Source organism: Agrococcus jenensis, from assembly GCF_003752465.1.
Taxonomy (GTDB): Bacteria; Actinomycetota; Actinomycetes; order Actinomycetales; family Microbacteriaceae; genus Agrococcus; species Agrococcus jenensis.
Genome location: NZ_RKHJ01000001.1, coordinates 439,144 through 453,569, shown reverse-complemented (window position 1 = coordinate 453,569; position 14,426 = coordinate 439,144). Strand labels below are relative to the sequence as shown.

Below are 14,426 nucleotides of genomic sequence, written 5' to 3'. Positions count from 1 at the left end.
ACTCTCTCCTTGGTGGTTGACAACCGCCATGCTGTCGTATGCCCTGCACGGGCGATCATGGGCGACACCATGGCACTCCACCCGCCCAGGGCGGTGGCTCAATTGGTAGAGCAGCGGTCTCCAAAACCGCAGGTTGCAGGTTCGAGTCCTGTCCGCCCTGCTCGAGGCGCCCGTGAGGGCGCCTGACGGGCCTGGCACCCGCCGGGCCGAACAAACCGAAGGGTCACCGTGGCTGAGAACGCGATCGAGGAGGCACCCCGCACGCGCGAGGGTGCGTCTCGCAACCCGTTCATGCGCCTGTGGACCTTCCTCAAGGAAGTCCTGGTCGAGCTGCGCAAGGTCGTCACCCCGACCCGCAAGGAGCTGATCCGGTACACGCTCGTCGTGCTCGTGTTCGTCGTCTTCATGATGCTGCTGGTGTCTGGCCTCGACCTCCTGTTCGGCTCGTTCGTGGGCTGGATGTTCGGCGACCTGCCGATGTTCGGCCTCGCCGGCTGAGCCCGATCCAGGACCTGAAGGAGAAGGTGGACTGTGTCTGACGTCAACGACCTCGACATCGAGCTGAACAAGGCGCTCGACGACCTCGTGCCTGCCGACGAGAAGCCGGCCGAGCCCGAGACCGACCCGTACGACGACTTCAAGCGCGAGATGCGCCTGAAGCCCGGCCGCTGGTACGTCATCCACTCGTACGCCGGCTACGAGAAGAAGGTCAAGGCGAACATCGCCTCCCGTGCCGAGAACATGCAGGTCGACGGCATCTACGAGATCCAGGTCCCGACCGAGGACGTGCTCGAGACGAAGAACGGCCAGGCCAAGCGCGTCAACCGCGTGCGCGTCCCCGGCTACGTGCTCGTCCGCATGGAGCTCGACGAGGACACCTGGTCGGTCGTCCGGCACACGCCCGGCGTGACCGGCTTCGTGGGCAACGCCCACAACCCCGCGCCGCTGCGCTTCGACGAGGCCTTCACGATGCTGAAGCCCATCGCCGACGAGCAGCTCGCCGAGCAGCAGAAGTCCGCGCCGTCGCAGCAGCCCACGCAGCTCGCGGTCGAGGTCGACTTCGAGGTCGGCGAGACCATCACCATCACCGAGGGCTCGTTCGCGGGCTTCCCGGGCACGATCAGCGAGATCCAGCCGGCGAGCCGCAAGCTCACCGTGCTCGTCAGCCTGTTCGAGCGCGAGACCCCTGTCGAGCTCGGCTTCGGACAGGTCAGCAAGCTCTAGCCCCCACAGGGGACTGGATGCGGTCCAGGGCGCTCAGCGCTGCCTGCGATCGCGACACACCAAGAAGGAAGAGACATGGCACCCAAGAAGAAGGTCACGGGTCTGATCAAGCTGCAGATCCAGGCCGGCGCCGCCAACCCGGCGCCCCCGATCGGACCGGCGCTCGGTCAGCACGGCGTCAACATCATGGAGTTCTGCAAGGCGTACAACGCTGCGACGGAGAACCAGCGCGGCAACGTCATCCCGGTCGAGATCACGGTCTACGAGGACCGCTCGTTCGACTTCATCCTCAAGACCCCGCCGGCCGCAGAGCTCATCAAGAAGGCCGCAGGCGTCAAGAAGGGCTCCGGCGTCCCGCACACGACGAAGGTCGGCAAGCTCACGTCGGCGCAGATCACCGAGATCGCCGAGCAGAAGATGGCCGACCTCAACGCGAACGACATCGAGGGCGCGAAGAAGATCGTCGCCGGCACCGCCCGCTCCATGGGCATCACCGTCGAGGGCTGACCTCGACTCCCGAGCCCTACGGCTCACCAGTGGGAGCGCCTGCCAGGCGCGCACCACGAACTCTGATCTAGGAGATCCACATGGCACAGAAGTCCAAGGCCTACAAGGCCGCAGCGGCGAAGATCGACGCTGACAAGTCCTACACGGCCGCCGAGGCCGTCGCGCTCGCTCGCGAGACCGGCTCGACGAAGACGGACTCCACCGTCGAGGTCGCGCTGAAGCTCGGCGTCGACCCCCGCAAGGCTGACCAGATGGTCCGCGGTACCGTTTCTCTTCCTCACGGCACCGGCAAGACCGCTCGCGTCATCGTCTTCGCGCAGGGCCCGGCCGCTGAGGCCGCCATCGCCGCGGGCGCCGACGAGGTCGGCTCCGACGAGCTCATCGAGAAGGTGGCCGCAGGCTGGACCAACTTCGACGCCGCCGTCGCGAGCCCCGAGCTCATGGGCAAGGTCGGTCGTCTCGGCAAGGTGCTCGGCCCGCGCGGCCTGATGCCGAACCCGAAGACCGGCACCGTCACCCCGAACGTCGCGCAGGCCGTGACGGACATCAAGGGCGGCCGCATCGAGTTCCGCGTCGACAAGCACGCCAACGTGCACTTCATCGTCGGCAAGGCCTCGTTCTCGGCAGAGCAGCTCGGCGACAACATCCAGGCCGCGCTCGACGAGATCGTCCGCCTGAAGCCGTCGTCGTCGAAGGGCCGCTACGTGCAGAAGGCGACCGTCTCGACCACGTTCGGTCCGGGCGTGCCGGTGGACGTCACCACGATTTGATCCCGAAGCGCGCGACGCGGCGAAGCCGCATCGCGCGCGGAGGCGTCAAGGTCGAGTAGCAGCGCCGCAGGCGCCGCGTATCGAGACCCAAGACGCCCCTCACCCCAGGAGAGCCCCGCTTCGGCGGGGCTCTCCTGCGTTTGGGGGACGGTGCGAACTCGTGGTGGGATGGAGCAATGCCACCAGCCTCCGCCTCGAGCACGCTCACCGCGCAGGTGCAGCGCTCCATCCTCGACCTCATCGAGGCCGACGGGCTCGAGCCGGGGCAGTCGCTGCCGTCCACGGCCGCGCTGAGCGAGCGCTTCGAGGTCTCGCGGCCGGTGGTGCGCGAGGCGCTGAGCGCGCTGCACGCCACCGGCGTCGTCGAGCTCATGAACGGCCGCAACGCGATCGTCCGGCAGCTCGACGACCACCTCATCTCGCTCTTCCTGACGCGCGCGCTGCAGGCGACCGGCGAGCCGCTCGCCGCGCTCATGGAGGTGCGCGCGCCGCTCGAGATCCAGGCCGCCCGCCTCGCCGCCGAGCGGGCGACGCCCGACGCGCGGGCGGAGCTCGTCGACGAGGTGCACCGGATGGCCGCGCTCGCCGACGACCGCGACGCCTACGCGCTCGCCGACCTCGACCTGCACCGCAGCATCGCCGACCTCGCCGGCAACCCGGCGCTGCTGTGGTTCACGGGCGCCGTGCGCCACCGCGTCTACGAGGCGATCGTGCAGGTGCGCCAGCACCGCGAGGAGCACGGGCTGCTCGGCATCGAGCACGAGCAGCACGAGGCGATCGCGACGGCCATCGCCGCAGGCGACGCGCCCGCCGCCGAGTCCGCCATGCGCGAGCACATGGCGTCGGTCGCGGGCATCGTCGCGGCGATCGAGTCGCCCGGCCGCTGACTACGCCTCGATGAGGCGGTGCTCGTAGGCGAGTGCGATGAGCTGCACGCGGGACGCGACGCCGAGCTTCGCGAGGATCGCGCGCATATGGGTCTTCACCGTCGTCTCCGCCACCCACAGCTGCTGCGCGATGTCGGCGTTCGAGAGCCCGCGCGCGGCGAGCGCGAAGAGCTCGCGCTCCCGGTCGGTGAGCGGCTCGAGCACGCTGGTGTCGGGTGCCGGCCGCACCGGTGCGAACGCTCGCAGCAGGTCGAAGGTCTCGGCGGGCGCGATCACCTGCTGACCGTCGACGACCGCCCGGATCGACTGCACGAGGAACTCCGGTCGCGCGTCCTTCAGCAGGAACCCGCTCGCCCCCGCGCGGAGCGCATCCACCACCGCGCGATCGTGCCGGATGGTGGTGAGGACGATGATGTGCGGCGGCTCGGCCGAGGCCCGGCGGATGGCGGCGGTCGCCGCGACGCCGTCGAGCACCGGCATGCGGATGTCCATGAGCACGACGTCGGGCTGCAGCTCGCGCGCCCGCTCGACCGCCTGCGCGCCGTCGAGCGCGGTGCCGACGACCTCGAGCCCGTCCTGACTCTCGAGGATCATCGACAGCCCCTGCAGGAAGAGCTCCTGGTCGTCGACGAGCAGCAGCCGGATCACGCGCGCTCCGGTTCCGGTGCCACATCCGGTCGCGGCGCTGCGTCCGGTCCCGGCATCGGGTTGGTGACCCTGCCGTCCGACGGCGGCACGGGCGTCAGGTCCACCGTCGTCGCCTGCGACCAGTCGGCGGCCGGCTGCCGCGGGTGGCGCTGCTCATAGCGCCGCGAGGCCTCCACGATCCAGGGCGCCACGACATCCTCGGGTCGCCGCTGCACCGGCACGGGCAGCGTGGCGAGCTGGTCCTCGCTGAGGGGCGGGGTCGGGGCGTCGCTGACGGGCGAGTACGGCAGGTGCGCGCTCACCACGAAGCGATCGCCCTCCGCATCGACCTCGAGCGAGCCGCCCGCCAGCCGCGCCCGCTCGAGCATGCCGGCGATCCCGCGCCCGGCGGGTCGCAGGGCGGCGCGGTCGCGGATGGGGGAGGAGACCACGATCGTGAGCCCCGGGCCGGTCCAGGTGAGCGAGACGGAGACCTCGACGTCCGCGCCGCCGTGGCGCAGCGCGTTCGTGAGGCTCTCCTGCACGATGCGGTACGCGGCGATGTCGGCCACGCGGGCGAGGTGCCCGTGCGTGCCGACGTCCTGCAGCGCGACGGTGGGACCGGCGGAGCGCAGCTGCGCGACGAGCCCCGGGATGTCGGCGCTCGTCGCCTGCGGTCGCCTGTCGTCCTCGTCGACGCGCTCGAGCAGCTGCCGCACCTCGACGAGGGCGAGCCGCGCGGTGTCGCTGATCGTCGTCAGCACCGGGTCGATGCGCTCGGGATGCTGGCGGTGGCTGAGCCGCAGCCCCTCGGCCTGGGCGGCGAGCACGGCGAGGGAGTGGGCCATGACGTCGTGGAAGTCATGGGTGAGGTCGGCGCGCAGCCGCTCGTCGCGCAGCTCCGACTCGACGACGGTCGTGCGGGCGACGGCCTGCTGCTTCGCGGACTCCACCCGCAGGTAGTCGCGCAGCGCGCGAGCGCCGACGACCGCCGCCCACGCCACGACGGCGAAGGCCCACGCGTACCCGGCCGCCCAGCTCGCGACCGAGGAGGAGCCGATGCTCGCCTCGGCCCGCAGGCCGAGCAGGATGAGCGCCGCAGCGGCCGTCGCCGCCACCGGGATGCCGAGCAGCAGCCGCCAGCGCAGCGGCTCGACGCCCCAGCTCGCGAGCAGGCCGACCGCGAGCGCGAAGGCGAGCAGCACCCATCCCGTGCTCGTCTCCCCGGCGAGCGGGGCGAGCACGGCGCCGAGCGCGGCGACGCAGAACGCCTGCAGGGGGACGACGCGCGCGACGGCGAGCGCGAGGCACAGCACGAGGATCGCGAGCATGAGCAGGGGCTCCCCGAAGCGCGTCAGCAGGTTCGCGAGGAAGACGATCGCGGCGATGGGTGCGGGCCACCAGCGCTCGGCGAGCCGACGGCTCCGGGTCATGTCCATGGCGTCAGGCTAGGCCTGCCCGCGCGGCCGCGGCACGGCATCCGGCCGGATCTCCTCCCCGAGGACGAGACCGCCGCGCGCCGCCCCGGACGACCGCGGGTCGAGCCGACGCGACCCGGCTGCACCGAAACCTGATCGTGACCCTGCTGTGACATTCGAGGCGCCTGTGACTCGCTAGGTTGTCCCTACGCAGCCTCACGGCCGAGCCGCGGCGTGCGTCCAGTCCCAGAAGGAAAGGTCCAGCACCGTGAACCGAACCGCACACCGGCGACTCCTCGGGGGTCTCGCGGCAGGCGCAGCATTCGCGCTCCTGCTCACCGGCTGCCAGAGCCAGCGAGACGACGGCGATCCCGCAGCATCAGAGCCGGGAGCAGCCAGCGACGTCGACTCGACGTTCGTCTTCGGCTCGTCGAGCGATCCCTCCGGCCTCGACCCCGCGTTCGCATCCGACGGCGAGACCTTCCGCATCTCGCGCCAGATCTTCGAGGGCCTCGTCGGCGTCGAGCCCGGCACGGCCGACCCGGCCCCGCTGCTCGCCGAGAGCTGGGAGTCGACCGAGGACGGCCTCTCCTACACGTTCGCGCTCAAGAGCGGCGTGACGTTCCACGACGGCACCCCGTTCGACGCCGAGGCCGTCTGCGCCAACTTCGACCGCTGGTACAACTGGACCGGCCTCACGGCGACCGAGAGCCTCTCCTACTACTACGGCTCGCTCTACGGCGGATTCGCCGGCGACGAGAACGCGCTCTACGAGTCCTGCTCCGCCGATGACGAGAGCACGGCGACGATCAACCTGACGCGTCCGTTCTCCGGCTTCATCGCCTCCCTCTCGCTCCCGGCCTTCTCGATGCAGAGCCCGACGGCGCTCGAGGAGTACGGCGCCGATGAGGTCGGCGGCTCGGAGGAGGCACCCGAGTACAGCGAGTACGGCGAGGCGCACCCGACGGGCACCGGCCCGTTCGTGTTCGAGTCGTGGTCGCCCGGCAACGAGGTCGTCCTCGCGGCGAACCCCGAGTACTGGGGCGAGCAGGGCCAGGTCCAGGAGATCGTCTTCCGCGTCATCGACGAGTCGACCGCGCGCCGCCAGGCGCTCGAGGCCGGCGACATCGACGGCTACGACCTCGTCGCACCGGCCGACACCGCCGCGCTCGAGGACGCCGGCTTCAACGTCATGCAGCGCGACCCGTTCACGGTGCTCTACCTCGGCTTCAACCAGACCGTGCCGGAGCTCCAGGACGTGCGCGTCCGCCAGGCCATCGCGCACGCGATCGACCGCGAGTCGCTCGTGACGCAGGTGCTCCCCGAGGGCACCGAGGTCGCGTCGCAGTTCATCCCGCCGGTCGTCAACGGCTACAACGAGGGTGTCACCGACTACGCGTACGACCCCGAGGCCGCGCGCGAGCTGCTGGCCGAGGCCGGCTTCGCCGATGGCCTCGAGCTGACGTTCAACTACCCGGTGAACATCTCGCGCCCGTACATGCCGAACCCGGAGCAGATCTTCACGGCGCTGTCGTCGCAGCTCGCGGAGGTCGGCATCACGGTGAACCCCGTCGCCGACGAGTGGACGGACTACCTCGACCGCATGCGCGGCACGTCCGACCACGGCATCCACCTGCTCGGCTGGACCGGCGACTACAACGACACCGACAACTTCGTCGGCGTCTTCTTCAACGGCTACTCGAACGAGTGGGGCTTCGAGAACCCGGAGCTGTTCTCGGCGCTCACCGAGGCTCGGCAGATCCCGACCCCGGAGGAGGCCGCGAGCACGTACGAGGAGATCAACGAGCAGATCGCGCAGTTCGTGCCCGGTGTGCCGCTCGCGCACCCCGCGCCGTCGCTCGCGTTCGACCCGCGTGTCACGTCGTACCCGGCCAGCCCCGTCAACGACGAGGTGTTCAACATGATCGAGCTGAGCGAGTAGCCTCGATCGTCACCAGCGGATGCCGCGGGCCCCTACCGGCCCGCGGCATCCGCCACGATCGGCCCGCGCGACCCGCGCGCCGTGACCCGCCCGCCCCTGACGGAGAGACCACGTGCTGAGAACCATCGGCAGACGACTGCTGCTGCTGATCCCGACGCTGTTCGGCCTGACCGTGCTGCTCTTCTTCTGGGTGCGGGCGCTGCCCGGCGGCCCGGCCGCGGCCCTGCTCGGCGAGCGCGCCACCCCGGAGGCGATCGAGCGCATCAACGAGGCCTACGGCTTCAACCGGCCGCTGCCCGAGCAGTACATCACCTGGCTCGGCAAGCTGCTGCAGGGCGACTTCGGCAACTCGATCGAGACGCGCAGGCCGGTGCTCGAGGAGTTCGTCAACCGGTTCCCCGCGACGGTCGAGCTCGCGATCATCTCGCTCATCATCGCGGTCGGCATCGGCGTGCCCCTCGGCTACTGGGCCGCGCGCAACCACGGCCGCCTGATCGATCACCTGTCGGTCACGGGCAGCCTCATCGGCATCACGATCCCCGTCTTCTTCCTCGCGTTCATGCTGAAGTACGTCTTCGCGGTGCAGCTCGGCTGGCTGCCCTCGACGGGCAGGCAGGACAGGGAGATCGATGCCACGCATGTGACGGGCTTCTTCGTGCTCGACGGTCTGCTGACCGGCGAGCTCGACGCCTCGATCAACGCGATCGTGCACCTGCTGCTGCCGGCGCTCGCGCTCGCGACCATCCCGCTCGCCATCATCGTGCGCATCACCCGCGCCTCGGTGCTCGAGGTCGTGAACGCCGACTACGTGCGCACCGGCCGGGCCAAGGGCGTCTCGACGCAGGTCATCCGCAACCGCTTCGTGCTCCGCAACGCGATGCTGCCCGTCGTCACCACCATCGGACTCCAGGCCGGACTGCTCATCTCGGGCGCCGTGCTCACCGAGACCGTCTTCGCGTTCCCCGGCATCGGCGCGTTCCTCGCCGGCGCGATCTTCGCCCGCGACTTCCCGGTGCTGCAGGCCTTCGTGCTCTTCATCGCGATCGCGTACGCGCTCATCAACCTGCTCGTCGACATCTCCTACAGCTTCATCGACCCGAGAGTGAGGATCCAGTGAGCGCCGCAGAGGTCCTGCCCACCGTCCCCACGCCCGAGACCGGGCCGGCCGCGAGCGGGCGCCGCAGCGGCAGCTTCTGGGGCGACGTGCTGCGCCGCGTGCGCCGCAACCCGGCCGCCTGGATCGGCGGCGTCGTCATCGCCGCGTTCGTGCTCGTCGCGCTCCTCGCGCCGTGGCTCGCGCCCTATCCCGAGCTCGCGACCCCGGGCCGCGAGTACCTGCGGCCGACGTCGCTGCCGGGCATCGGCGAGATCCCGGAGTTCCCGCTCGGCATCGACCGCTTCGGCGGCGACGTCGTCTCGAAGCTCATCTGGGGCGCGCAGGCGTCGCTCCTCATCGGCATCGCCTCGACGTTCTTCGGCCTGCTCGGCGGCATGGTGCTCGGCGCCCTCGCCGGTGCGTTCGGCGGATGGGTCGACACGATCGTCATGCGCGTGGTCGACATCCTGCTCTCGGTGCCGCACCTGCTGCTCGCCGTCTCGATCGCCGCGGTGCTCGGTCGCACCCCGCTCGCCATCATGATCGCCATCGGCGTCGCGCAGGTGCCGATCTTCGCCCGCCTGCTGCGCTCGTCGATGCTCGGCCAGCGCGAGGCCGACTACGTGCTCGCCGCCCGCACCCTCGGGCTCGGCACCGGTCGCATCACGATGTCGCACCTGCTGCCGAATTCCGTCGGCCCCGTGATCGTGCAGGCGACGCTGACGCTCGCGACCGCCGTCATCGACGCCGCCGCGCTGTCGTTCCTCGGCCTCGGCGGCGGGCGCCCGGAGACCGCGGAGTGGGGGCGCATGCTCACCTACGCGCAGCAGGAGCTCGCGATCGCGCCGCAGCTCGCGTTCCTGCCCGGCATCTGCATCATGATCACCGCGCTCGGCTTCACGCTGCTCGGCGAGGCCCTCCGCGAGGCGATGGACCCCCGCACCCGCAAGCGCTGACCCGCCGGCCCGCTCCCGCCCCGCGCCCCGAGCGAGCGCGTCAGCGCCGAACTTCCCTGAACTCCGGGTTTCGCGCCCCGAATCCCGCCGTTCAGGGAAGTTCGGCGATCCCGCGGCTCGAGGACGCTCGGCGAAGGGCGGGGGTCAGCTCGCGATCTGCAGCTCGTTGCCGGGGATCGACGCGAGCAGCCTGCGCGTGTAGGGGTCGCGCGGATTCGTGAAGATCTCCTCGGAGGTCGCCGCCTCGACGAGCCTGCCGTTCTGCATCACCGCGACGTAGTCGCTGATGAGCCGCACGACGGCGAGGTCGTGGGAGATGAAGAGGTAGCTGAGCCCGAGGTCGCGCTGCAGGTCGCCGAGCAGCCGCAGGATCTGGTCCTGCACGAGCACGTCGAGCGCCGACACCGGCTCGTCGCAGACGATGACGTCGGGGGAGAGGGCCAGCGCGCGGGCGATCGCGACACGCTGCCGCTGCCCGCCCGAGAGCTCCGAGGGGTAGCGGCGCGCCATGTCGCTCGGCAGCGCGACGTGGTCGAGCAGCTCGCGCACGCGGCGCTGCCGCTCGGTCTTCGAGCCCTGCTTGTAGAACGAGAGCGGCTCGTCGATGATGCGCTCGATCGTGAACATCGGGTTGAGCGACGAGTACGGGTCCTGGAACACCGGCTGCACCCGCTGGCGGAACGCCTTCTGCTCCTCGCGCGAGAGCGCGAACACGTCCTTGCCCTCGAAGCGCACCGTGCCGCTCGTCGGCTCGAACGCCTTCAGCAGCATCCGCGCGGCGGTCGTCTTGCCCGAGCCCGACTCGCCCACGATCGAGACCGTCGTGCCGCGCGGCACCTTCAGGCTGATGTCGTCGACGGCCTTGAACGGCTCGCGCCGCCCGCGCACGTGGAACTCCTTCGACACGTTCTCGAACTCGACGATGATGTCGGATGCGTTGCGCGGCACCGCGACGTCGGGTCGCCCCTCGGTGCGGGCGAAGTCCTCGGGCCGCAGGCGGGCCATCGCCACCGACGGCGCCGCCTTCACGAGCGACTGCGTGTAGGGGTGCTGCGGCGACTCGAGGATCTGCTTGGCCGGCCCCTGCTCGACGACGCGGCCGCGGTGCATCACCACGACCCGCTGCGCGCGCTCGGCGGCGAGCCCGAGGTCGTGCGTGATGAGCAGCACGGCGGTGCCGAGCTCCTTCGTCATGGTGTCGAGCTGGTCGAGGATGGTGCGCTGCACCGTCACGTCGAGCGCGCTCGTGGGCTCGTCGGCGATGAGCAGCTGCGGCCGGCAGGCGAGCCCGATGGCGATGAGCGCGCGCTGCCGCATGCCGCCGGAGAACTCGTGCGGGTACTGCTTGGCGCGCTCGGCGGCGTTCGGCAGCCCGGCGGCCTCGAGCGTCTCGATGACCTTCGCGTCGACGGTGCGGCGGTCGGCGAGGCCGTGCGCGAGCAGCGTCTCGGCCACCTGCGAGCCGATGCGCGCGACCGGGTTGAGGTTCGACATCGGGTCCTGCGGCACGAGGCCGATGCGGCGTCCGCGCACCTTGCGCATCGCCGCCTCGTTGGCGCCGACGAGCTCCTCGCCGTCGAGCCGGATGCTGCCGGACGTGACGCGGCCGTTGCCGGAGAGCAGCCCGATGATCGCCATCGCGGTCGTCGACTTGCCGGAGCCGGACTCGCCGACGATCGCGAGCGTCTCGCCCGCGGCCAGCGTGAGGTCCGCCTCGTGCACGGCGGTGACCAGGCCGTCCTGGGTCGTGAACTCCACCTTGAGTCCGGAGACCTCCAGCAGCGGCTTCTTCGCGTCGCTCATGCGACCATCCTGCACTGCCACGGGGGCTTTCGGTGACTCAGCGGATCTTCAGCACGAGCTTGCCGCGCACGTGCCCGCCCTGGAGCTCGGCGAAGGCGTCGTGCACCTGATCGAGCGGGTAGATGTGCTGCACCTCGACGTGCACGTCGCCCGCGTCGATGAGGCGGCCGATGATGCCGAGGTTGGAGCCGTCCGACTCGACCTTGACCGAGGAGGAGCGCAGTCCGCGCTCGCGTGCCGCTGCGGCGTACTCGGGCCACGACCCGGTCGGCACGTTGAGGTAGAGGCCGCCGTGCTTCAGCACGTCGAGCGAGCGGGTGCCGGTGTCGTCGGCGACGTTGCCGACGAGGTCGATGACCACGTCGACCTTCTGCAGCGCGTCCTCGAAGCGCGACTGCGTGTAGTCGATGACCTCGTCGGCGCCGAGCGACCTGGCGAAGTCGACGTTGCGCGTCGAGACGGTCGTCGCGACCTGCGCGCCGAAGTACTTCGCGAACTGCACGGCGAAGTGCCCGACGCCGCCGGCGCCGGCGTGGATGAGGATGCGCTGCCCGGCGCGCGCCTTCGCGACGCGCACCACGGCGTCCCACGCGGTGAGCGCCGCGCACGGCACGGCCGCGGCCTGCTCGAAGCTGAGCGACTCGGGCTTGAGGGCGAGCGCGAGGCTCGGCACGACCGCCTGCTCGGCGTAGGAGCCGCGCGTGCGCCAGTGGTTCACGATGCCGAAGACCGCGTCGCCCGGCTGCAGGTCGTGCGCCTCGTACGGGGCCTCGGCGACCACGCCGGCGACGTCGCCGCCCGGGATCCAGGGCAGCAGCGGCTCGACGGCCTTGGCGGCGCCCTTGCCGATGACGGTCTTGAAGTCGATGGGGTTCATGCCCGCGGCGTGGACGTCGACGACGACCTCGGTGCCGAGCTTCAACGGGGCCTCCGTCTCGCCCACCTCGACCTCGTCGGTCGGACCGAACTCCCGCACCAGCACTGCGCGCATCGCACTTCCCCTCGCCTCGCTTTCGACGCTAGCGCACGCGTGTGACGGGCAGATGACGGCTTGGCGACGCGGCTGGTCGCGGCGCGGCTACAGTGCTCGTGTGCCGCTGCGCCCCCGGATCGTCGACGCCACCGTCGCCGTGCTCGCCGCCGCGTGCCTCGTCGCGGGCGCGGTCGTGATCGGCGTCGCCCGGGTCGTGCTGGACCGCTACCTCTACATCTCGGAGCTCGGCGCCCTCACGATGCCCACGGCCGAGCTCTTCCAGGTCGGCTTCCTGCTCGTCGTCGCGGGCATCGTGCTCGTCGGCGTCGTCGTGCGGGACGTCCGCACGCGGCTGCCGGTGCTGCGGCGCTGGGCACCCGCGGCGTCGCTCGTCACCGCGGGCGGCCTCTTCCTCGTCGCCGCCGCCGTGCCGTGCTCGCTCGGCTGCCCGTCGCTGCTCACCGACGGCGCGCAGTGGCGCGACTGGGTGCACATCGCCGCCGCGGTGCTCGCCTTCGCGGCCGGCTGCGTCGCGATGCTGCAGTTCGCGACCGCGGGCGACCGCTGGGTCGCGCGGCTCTCGGCGGTGAGCGGCATCGCGGTCGGCGTGATCGCGGCCACCGGCGGCATCATCTCGCTCGCGCGCGGCAACACCGACGTCGGCTCGACGCTCGAGTACGTGGCGGCGGGCATGGGCGTCGTGTGGATGCTCGCCATGGTCGTCGTGCACACCGTCCCGGCCCGTGCGGGGCGGCCGGCCGCGCCGGCCGACGCGCTCGTCGGCGCAGAGCGCTAGCGGATCCCGACCAGGAAGCTGCCCAGCCGCTCGCGGAACCACGCGAACATCGCGGCCTCGCCGTCGTCGCGCGCGGGGGAGATGAGCATCCGGCACCCGAGCTCGTCGCGCCACGCCTCGGCGACGTGCAGCGGATGCACGGGGTCGCGCGGGCTCGCCAGCACGACCGTCGGCGCGGGGATGCGCAGCTCGCCCGTTCGGTAGGCGACGTCGCGCGGGATCTCGAGCAGCCGGATGCGCCGCTCGGCCGCGAGCGGCTGCGTCAGCTGCGCCTCGAGGCCGTGGGCATGCGCGAGCGACTCGTGCGCGATCGCCCGCCACGCGCCGGAGCGGTGCAGCTCGGCGAGCGCCCTGCGGGGCCGGTGCTCCTCGAGCAGCCGACCGAGCACGGGGAAGATCGCGAGGTTCGGGGGCAGGGGCTCGGTCGTGAACGCGGGCCGGACGAGGGCGACGCGGTCGAGCGGGAAGCGGCCGGAGCGCGCGATGCTCGCCGCGAGCGCCGCCCCCAGCGAGACCCCGACGATCGAGACGGGCGAGCCGTCGCCCGCGCGGGCGCGCCGGTCGGCGAGCTCGTCCGCGACCTCGGCGGCGAGCGCCTCGAGCGCGAAGTCGCCGGGCTCGCCGATGAGCGTGCTCGACCCGTGGGCGCGGAGGTCGGGCGCGAGCACCCGCACGCCGGCGGGCACCGCGCCGTCGAGGTAGCCGTGCATCGCACCCGCATCCGAGCCCAGCCCGTGGATGGCGAGCAGCATCAGCCGCGCAGGATCGCGAGCAGCCGGTCCGCGCGGTCGACGAGCATCGCGATCTCGTCCTCGTCGCGCTCGACCCAGACGTGCTTCGGCCGGCCGACCGGCACGAACTCGCTGTGCAGCTCCCAGACGAACAGCGTGCGCTCGGCGCCGAGCACGTACTGCTGCCACCAGATCTGGCGCAGGTACTGCTTCGGCACCCGGTCGAACGGCTTCGACGTGGTCTTGATCTCGGCGAGCACGCTGCCGTCGTCGCTGACGCAGTCGGGCGTCGCCAGGTGCTGGCGGTCCGGCACCGCGTGGAAGAGCGCATCCGAGGGCACGAGCGAGAAGTGGTCGTGCACCCACCGCGCGATGTGCGGCTCGCGCGCCCGACCGTGGTCGGTGAAGGCGTTGCCCGAGAAGCCGCGGAGCCCCATCTTCTCGCGGGCGACGGCCTCGACGGCGCGCGAGGTGCTGAGCCGCGCGGCGTCGGTCGCGGTGACGCCGCGCGAGCGGGCGCGCAGCCAGGCGATGCGGTCGCTCGAGCGCGCCACGATGCGGCTGGTGTGGCCCAGCACCGTCGGCTGATCGCCGAAGATGTCGAGCTGGAGCTGCATGCCTCCATCGTCCCACGCCGGACCGACGCGGGACGCGCGCCGCGCGCCGCGCGCCGGGAGCGACGTGATGGGATGGCCG

14 protein-coding genes, 1 tRNA gene and 1 pseudogene are annotated in these 14,426 nt (G+C 71.5%); 10 read left to right on the top strand and 6 right to left on the bottom strand.

What is annotated here, in order from left to right; genetic code table 11:
- The first annotated feature begins 87 nt into the window (after positions 1–87).
- From EDD26_RS02175 to EDD26_RS02150, 6 genes and pseudogenes are all read left to right on the top strand, one after another.
- Positions 88–160, top strand: a tRNA-Trp gene (locus EDD26_RS02175).
- Positions 161–291: 131 nt separating this feature from the next.
- Positions 292–498: a preprotein translocase subunit SecE gene (secE, locus tag EDD26_RS02170; RefSeq protein ID WP_245989992.1), complete on the top strand. Its 207-nt coding sequence runs from the start codon at positions 292–294 to the stop codon at positions 496–498.
- 120 nt (positions 499–618) lie between these two features.
- Positions 619–1,224 (top strand): annotated as a pseudogene (nusG, locus tag EDD26_RS02165) (transcription termination/antitermination protein NusG); the annotation flags it as partial.
- Between the two features lie 75 nt (positions 1,225–1,299).
- Entirely contained in the window at positions 1,300–1,731 is a 432-nt protein-coding gene (gene rplK / locus EDD26_RS02160) for a 50S ribosomal protein L11 (protein WP_123696209.1), read from the top strand.
- A gap of 80 nt (positions 1,732–1,811) precedes the next feature.
- A complete protein-coding gene (rplA, locus tag EDD26_RS02155) occupies positions 1,812–2,501 on the top strand; it encodes a 50S ribosomal protein L1 (RefSeq protein ID WP_123696208.1) in 690 nt (229 codons plus the stop codon).
- Positions 2,502–2,677: 176 nt separating this feature from the next.
- On the top strand, positions 2,678–3,388 hold the full coding sequence (locus EDD26_RS02150) for a FadR/GntR family transcriptional regulator (RefSeq protein ID WP_123696207.1): 711 nt from the start codon (positions 2,678–2,680) through the stop codon (positions 3,386–3,388).
- Here the strand turns inward: EDD26_RS02150 and EDD26_RS02145 are convergent, their stop codons facing one another.
- Together EDD26_RS02145 and EDD26_RS02140 are read right to left on the bottom strand one after the other, a co-directional pair.
- Positions 3,389–4,036, bottom strand: a complete 648-nt coding sequence (locus EDD26_RS02145; protein WP_123696206.1) for a response regulator — start codon at positions 4,034–4,036, stop codon at positions 3,389–3,391.
- Entirely contained in the window at positions 4,033–5,454 is a 1,422-nt protein-coding gene (locus tag EDD26_RS02140; protein ID WP_123696205.1) for a sensor histidine kinase, read from the bottom strand. The genes EDD26_RS02145 and EDD26_RS02140 overlap by 4 nt, the downstream gene beginning before the upstream one ends.
- 247 nt (positions 5,455–5,701) lie before the next feature.
- On the opposite strand from EDD26_RS02140, the gene EDD26_RS02135 reads away from it, so the two are divergent.
- The 3 genes from EDD26_RS02135 (at position 5,702) to EDD26_RS02125 (ending at position 9,427) form a co-directional block, all read left to right on the top strand.
- Positions 5,702–7,375: an ABC transporter substrate-binding protein gene (locus EDD26_RS02135; protein ID WP_123696204.1), complete on the top strand. Its 1,674-nt coding sequence runs from the start codon at positions 5,702–5,704 to the stop codon at positions 7,373–7,375.
- A gap of 112 nt (positions 7,376–7,487) precedes the next feature.
- Positions 7,488–8,492 (top strand): ABC transporter permease, encoded by a 1,005-nt coding sequence (locus EDD26_RS02130; RefSeq protein ID WP_123696203.1) that lies wholly within the window; start codon positions 7,488–7,490, stop codon positions 8,490–8,492.
- Between the two features lie 14 nt (positions 8,493–8,506).
- Positions 8,507–9,427, top strand: a complete 921-nt coding sequence (locus tag EDD26_RS02125) for an ABC transporter permease (RefSeq protein WP_245989989.1) — start codon at positions 8,507–8,509, stop codon at positions 9,425–9,427.
- 144 nt (positions 9,428–9,571) lie between these two features.
- Here the strand turns inward: EDD26_RS02125 and EDD26_RS02120 are convergent, their stop codons facing one another.
- Both EDD26_RS02120 and EDD26_RS02115 read right to left on the bottom strand, forming a co-directional pair.
- Positions 9,572–11,230 carry an ABC transporter ATP-binding protein gene (locus tag EDD26_RS02120; protein ID WP_123696201.1) on the bottom strand — a complete coding sequence of 553 codons (1,659 nt, stop codon included), beginning with the start codon at positions 11,228–11,230 and terminating at the stop codon, positions 9,572–9,574.
- Positions 11,231–11,267: 37 nt separating this feature from the next.
- Entirely contained in the window at positions 11,268–12,221 is a 954-nt protein-coding gene (locus EDD26_RS02115; RefSeq protein ID WP_123696200.1) for an NADP-dependent oxidoreductase, read from the bottom strand.
- Positions 12,222–12,321: 100 nt separating this feature from the next.
- On the opposite strand from EDD26_RS02115, the gene EDD26_RS02110 reads away from it, so the two are divergent.
- On the top strand, positions 12,322–12,999 hold the full coding sequence (locus EDD26_RS02110; RefSeq protein ID WP_170165501.1) for a DUF998 domain-containing protein: 678 nt from the start codon (positions 12,322–12,324) through the stop codon (positions 12,997–12,999).
- Here EDD26_RS02110 and EDD26_RS02105 read toward each other — a convergent pair.
- Complete coding sequence (locus EDD26_RS02105; protein ID WP_123696198.1) at positions 12,996–13,751, bottom strand: alpha/beta hydrolase; 756 nt, start codon at positions 13,749–13,751, stop codon at positions 12,996–12,998. The two genes, EDD26_RS02110 and EDD26_RS02105, sit on opposite strands and share 4 nt — an antisense overlap.
- Positions 13,751–14,347, bottom strand: coding sequence for a YqaJ viral recombinase family protein (locus EDD26_RS02100; protein ID WP_123696197.1), 597 nt, complete (start codon positions 14,345–14,347; stop codon positions 13,751–13,753). Before EDD26_RS02100 ends, EDD26_RS02105 begins: the two co-directional genes overlap by 1 nt.
- Positions 14,348–14,426: the final 79 nt, after the last annotated feature.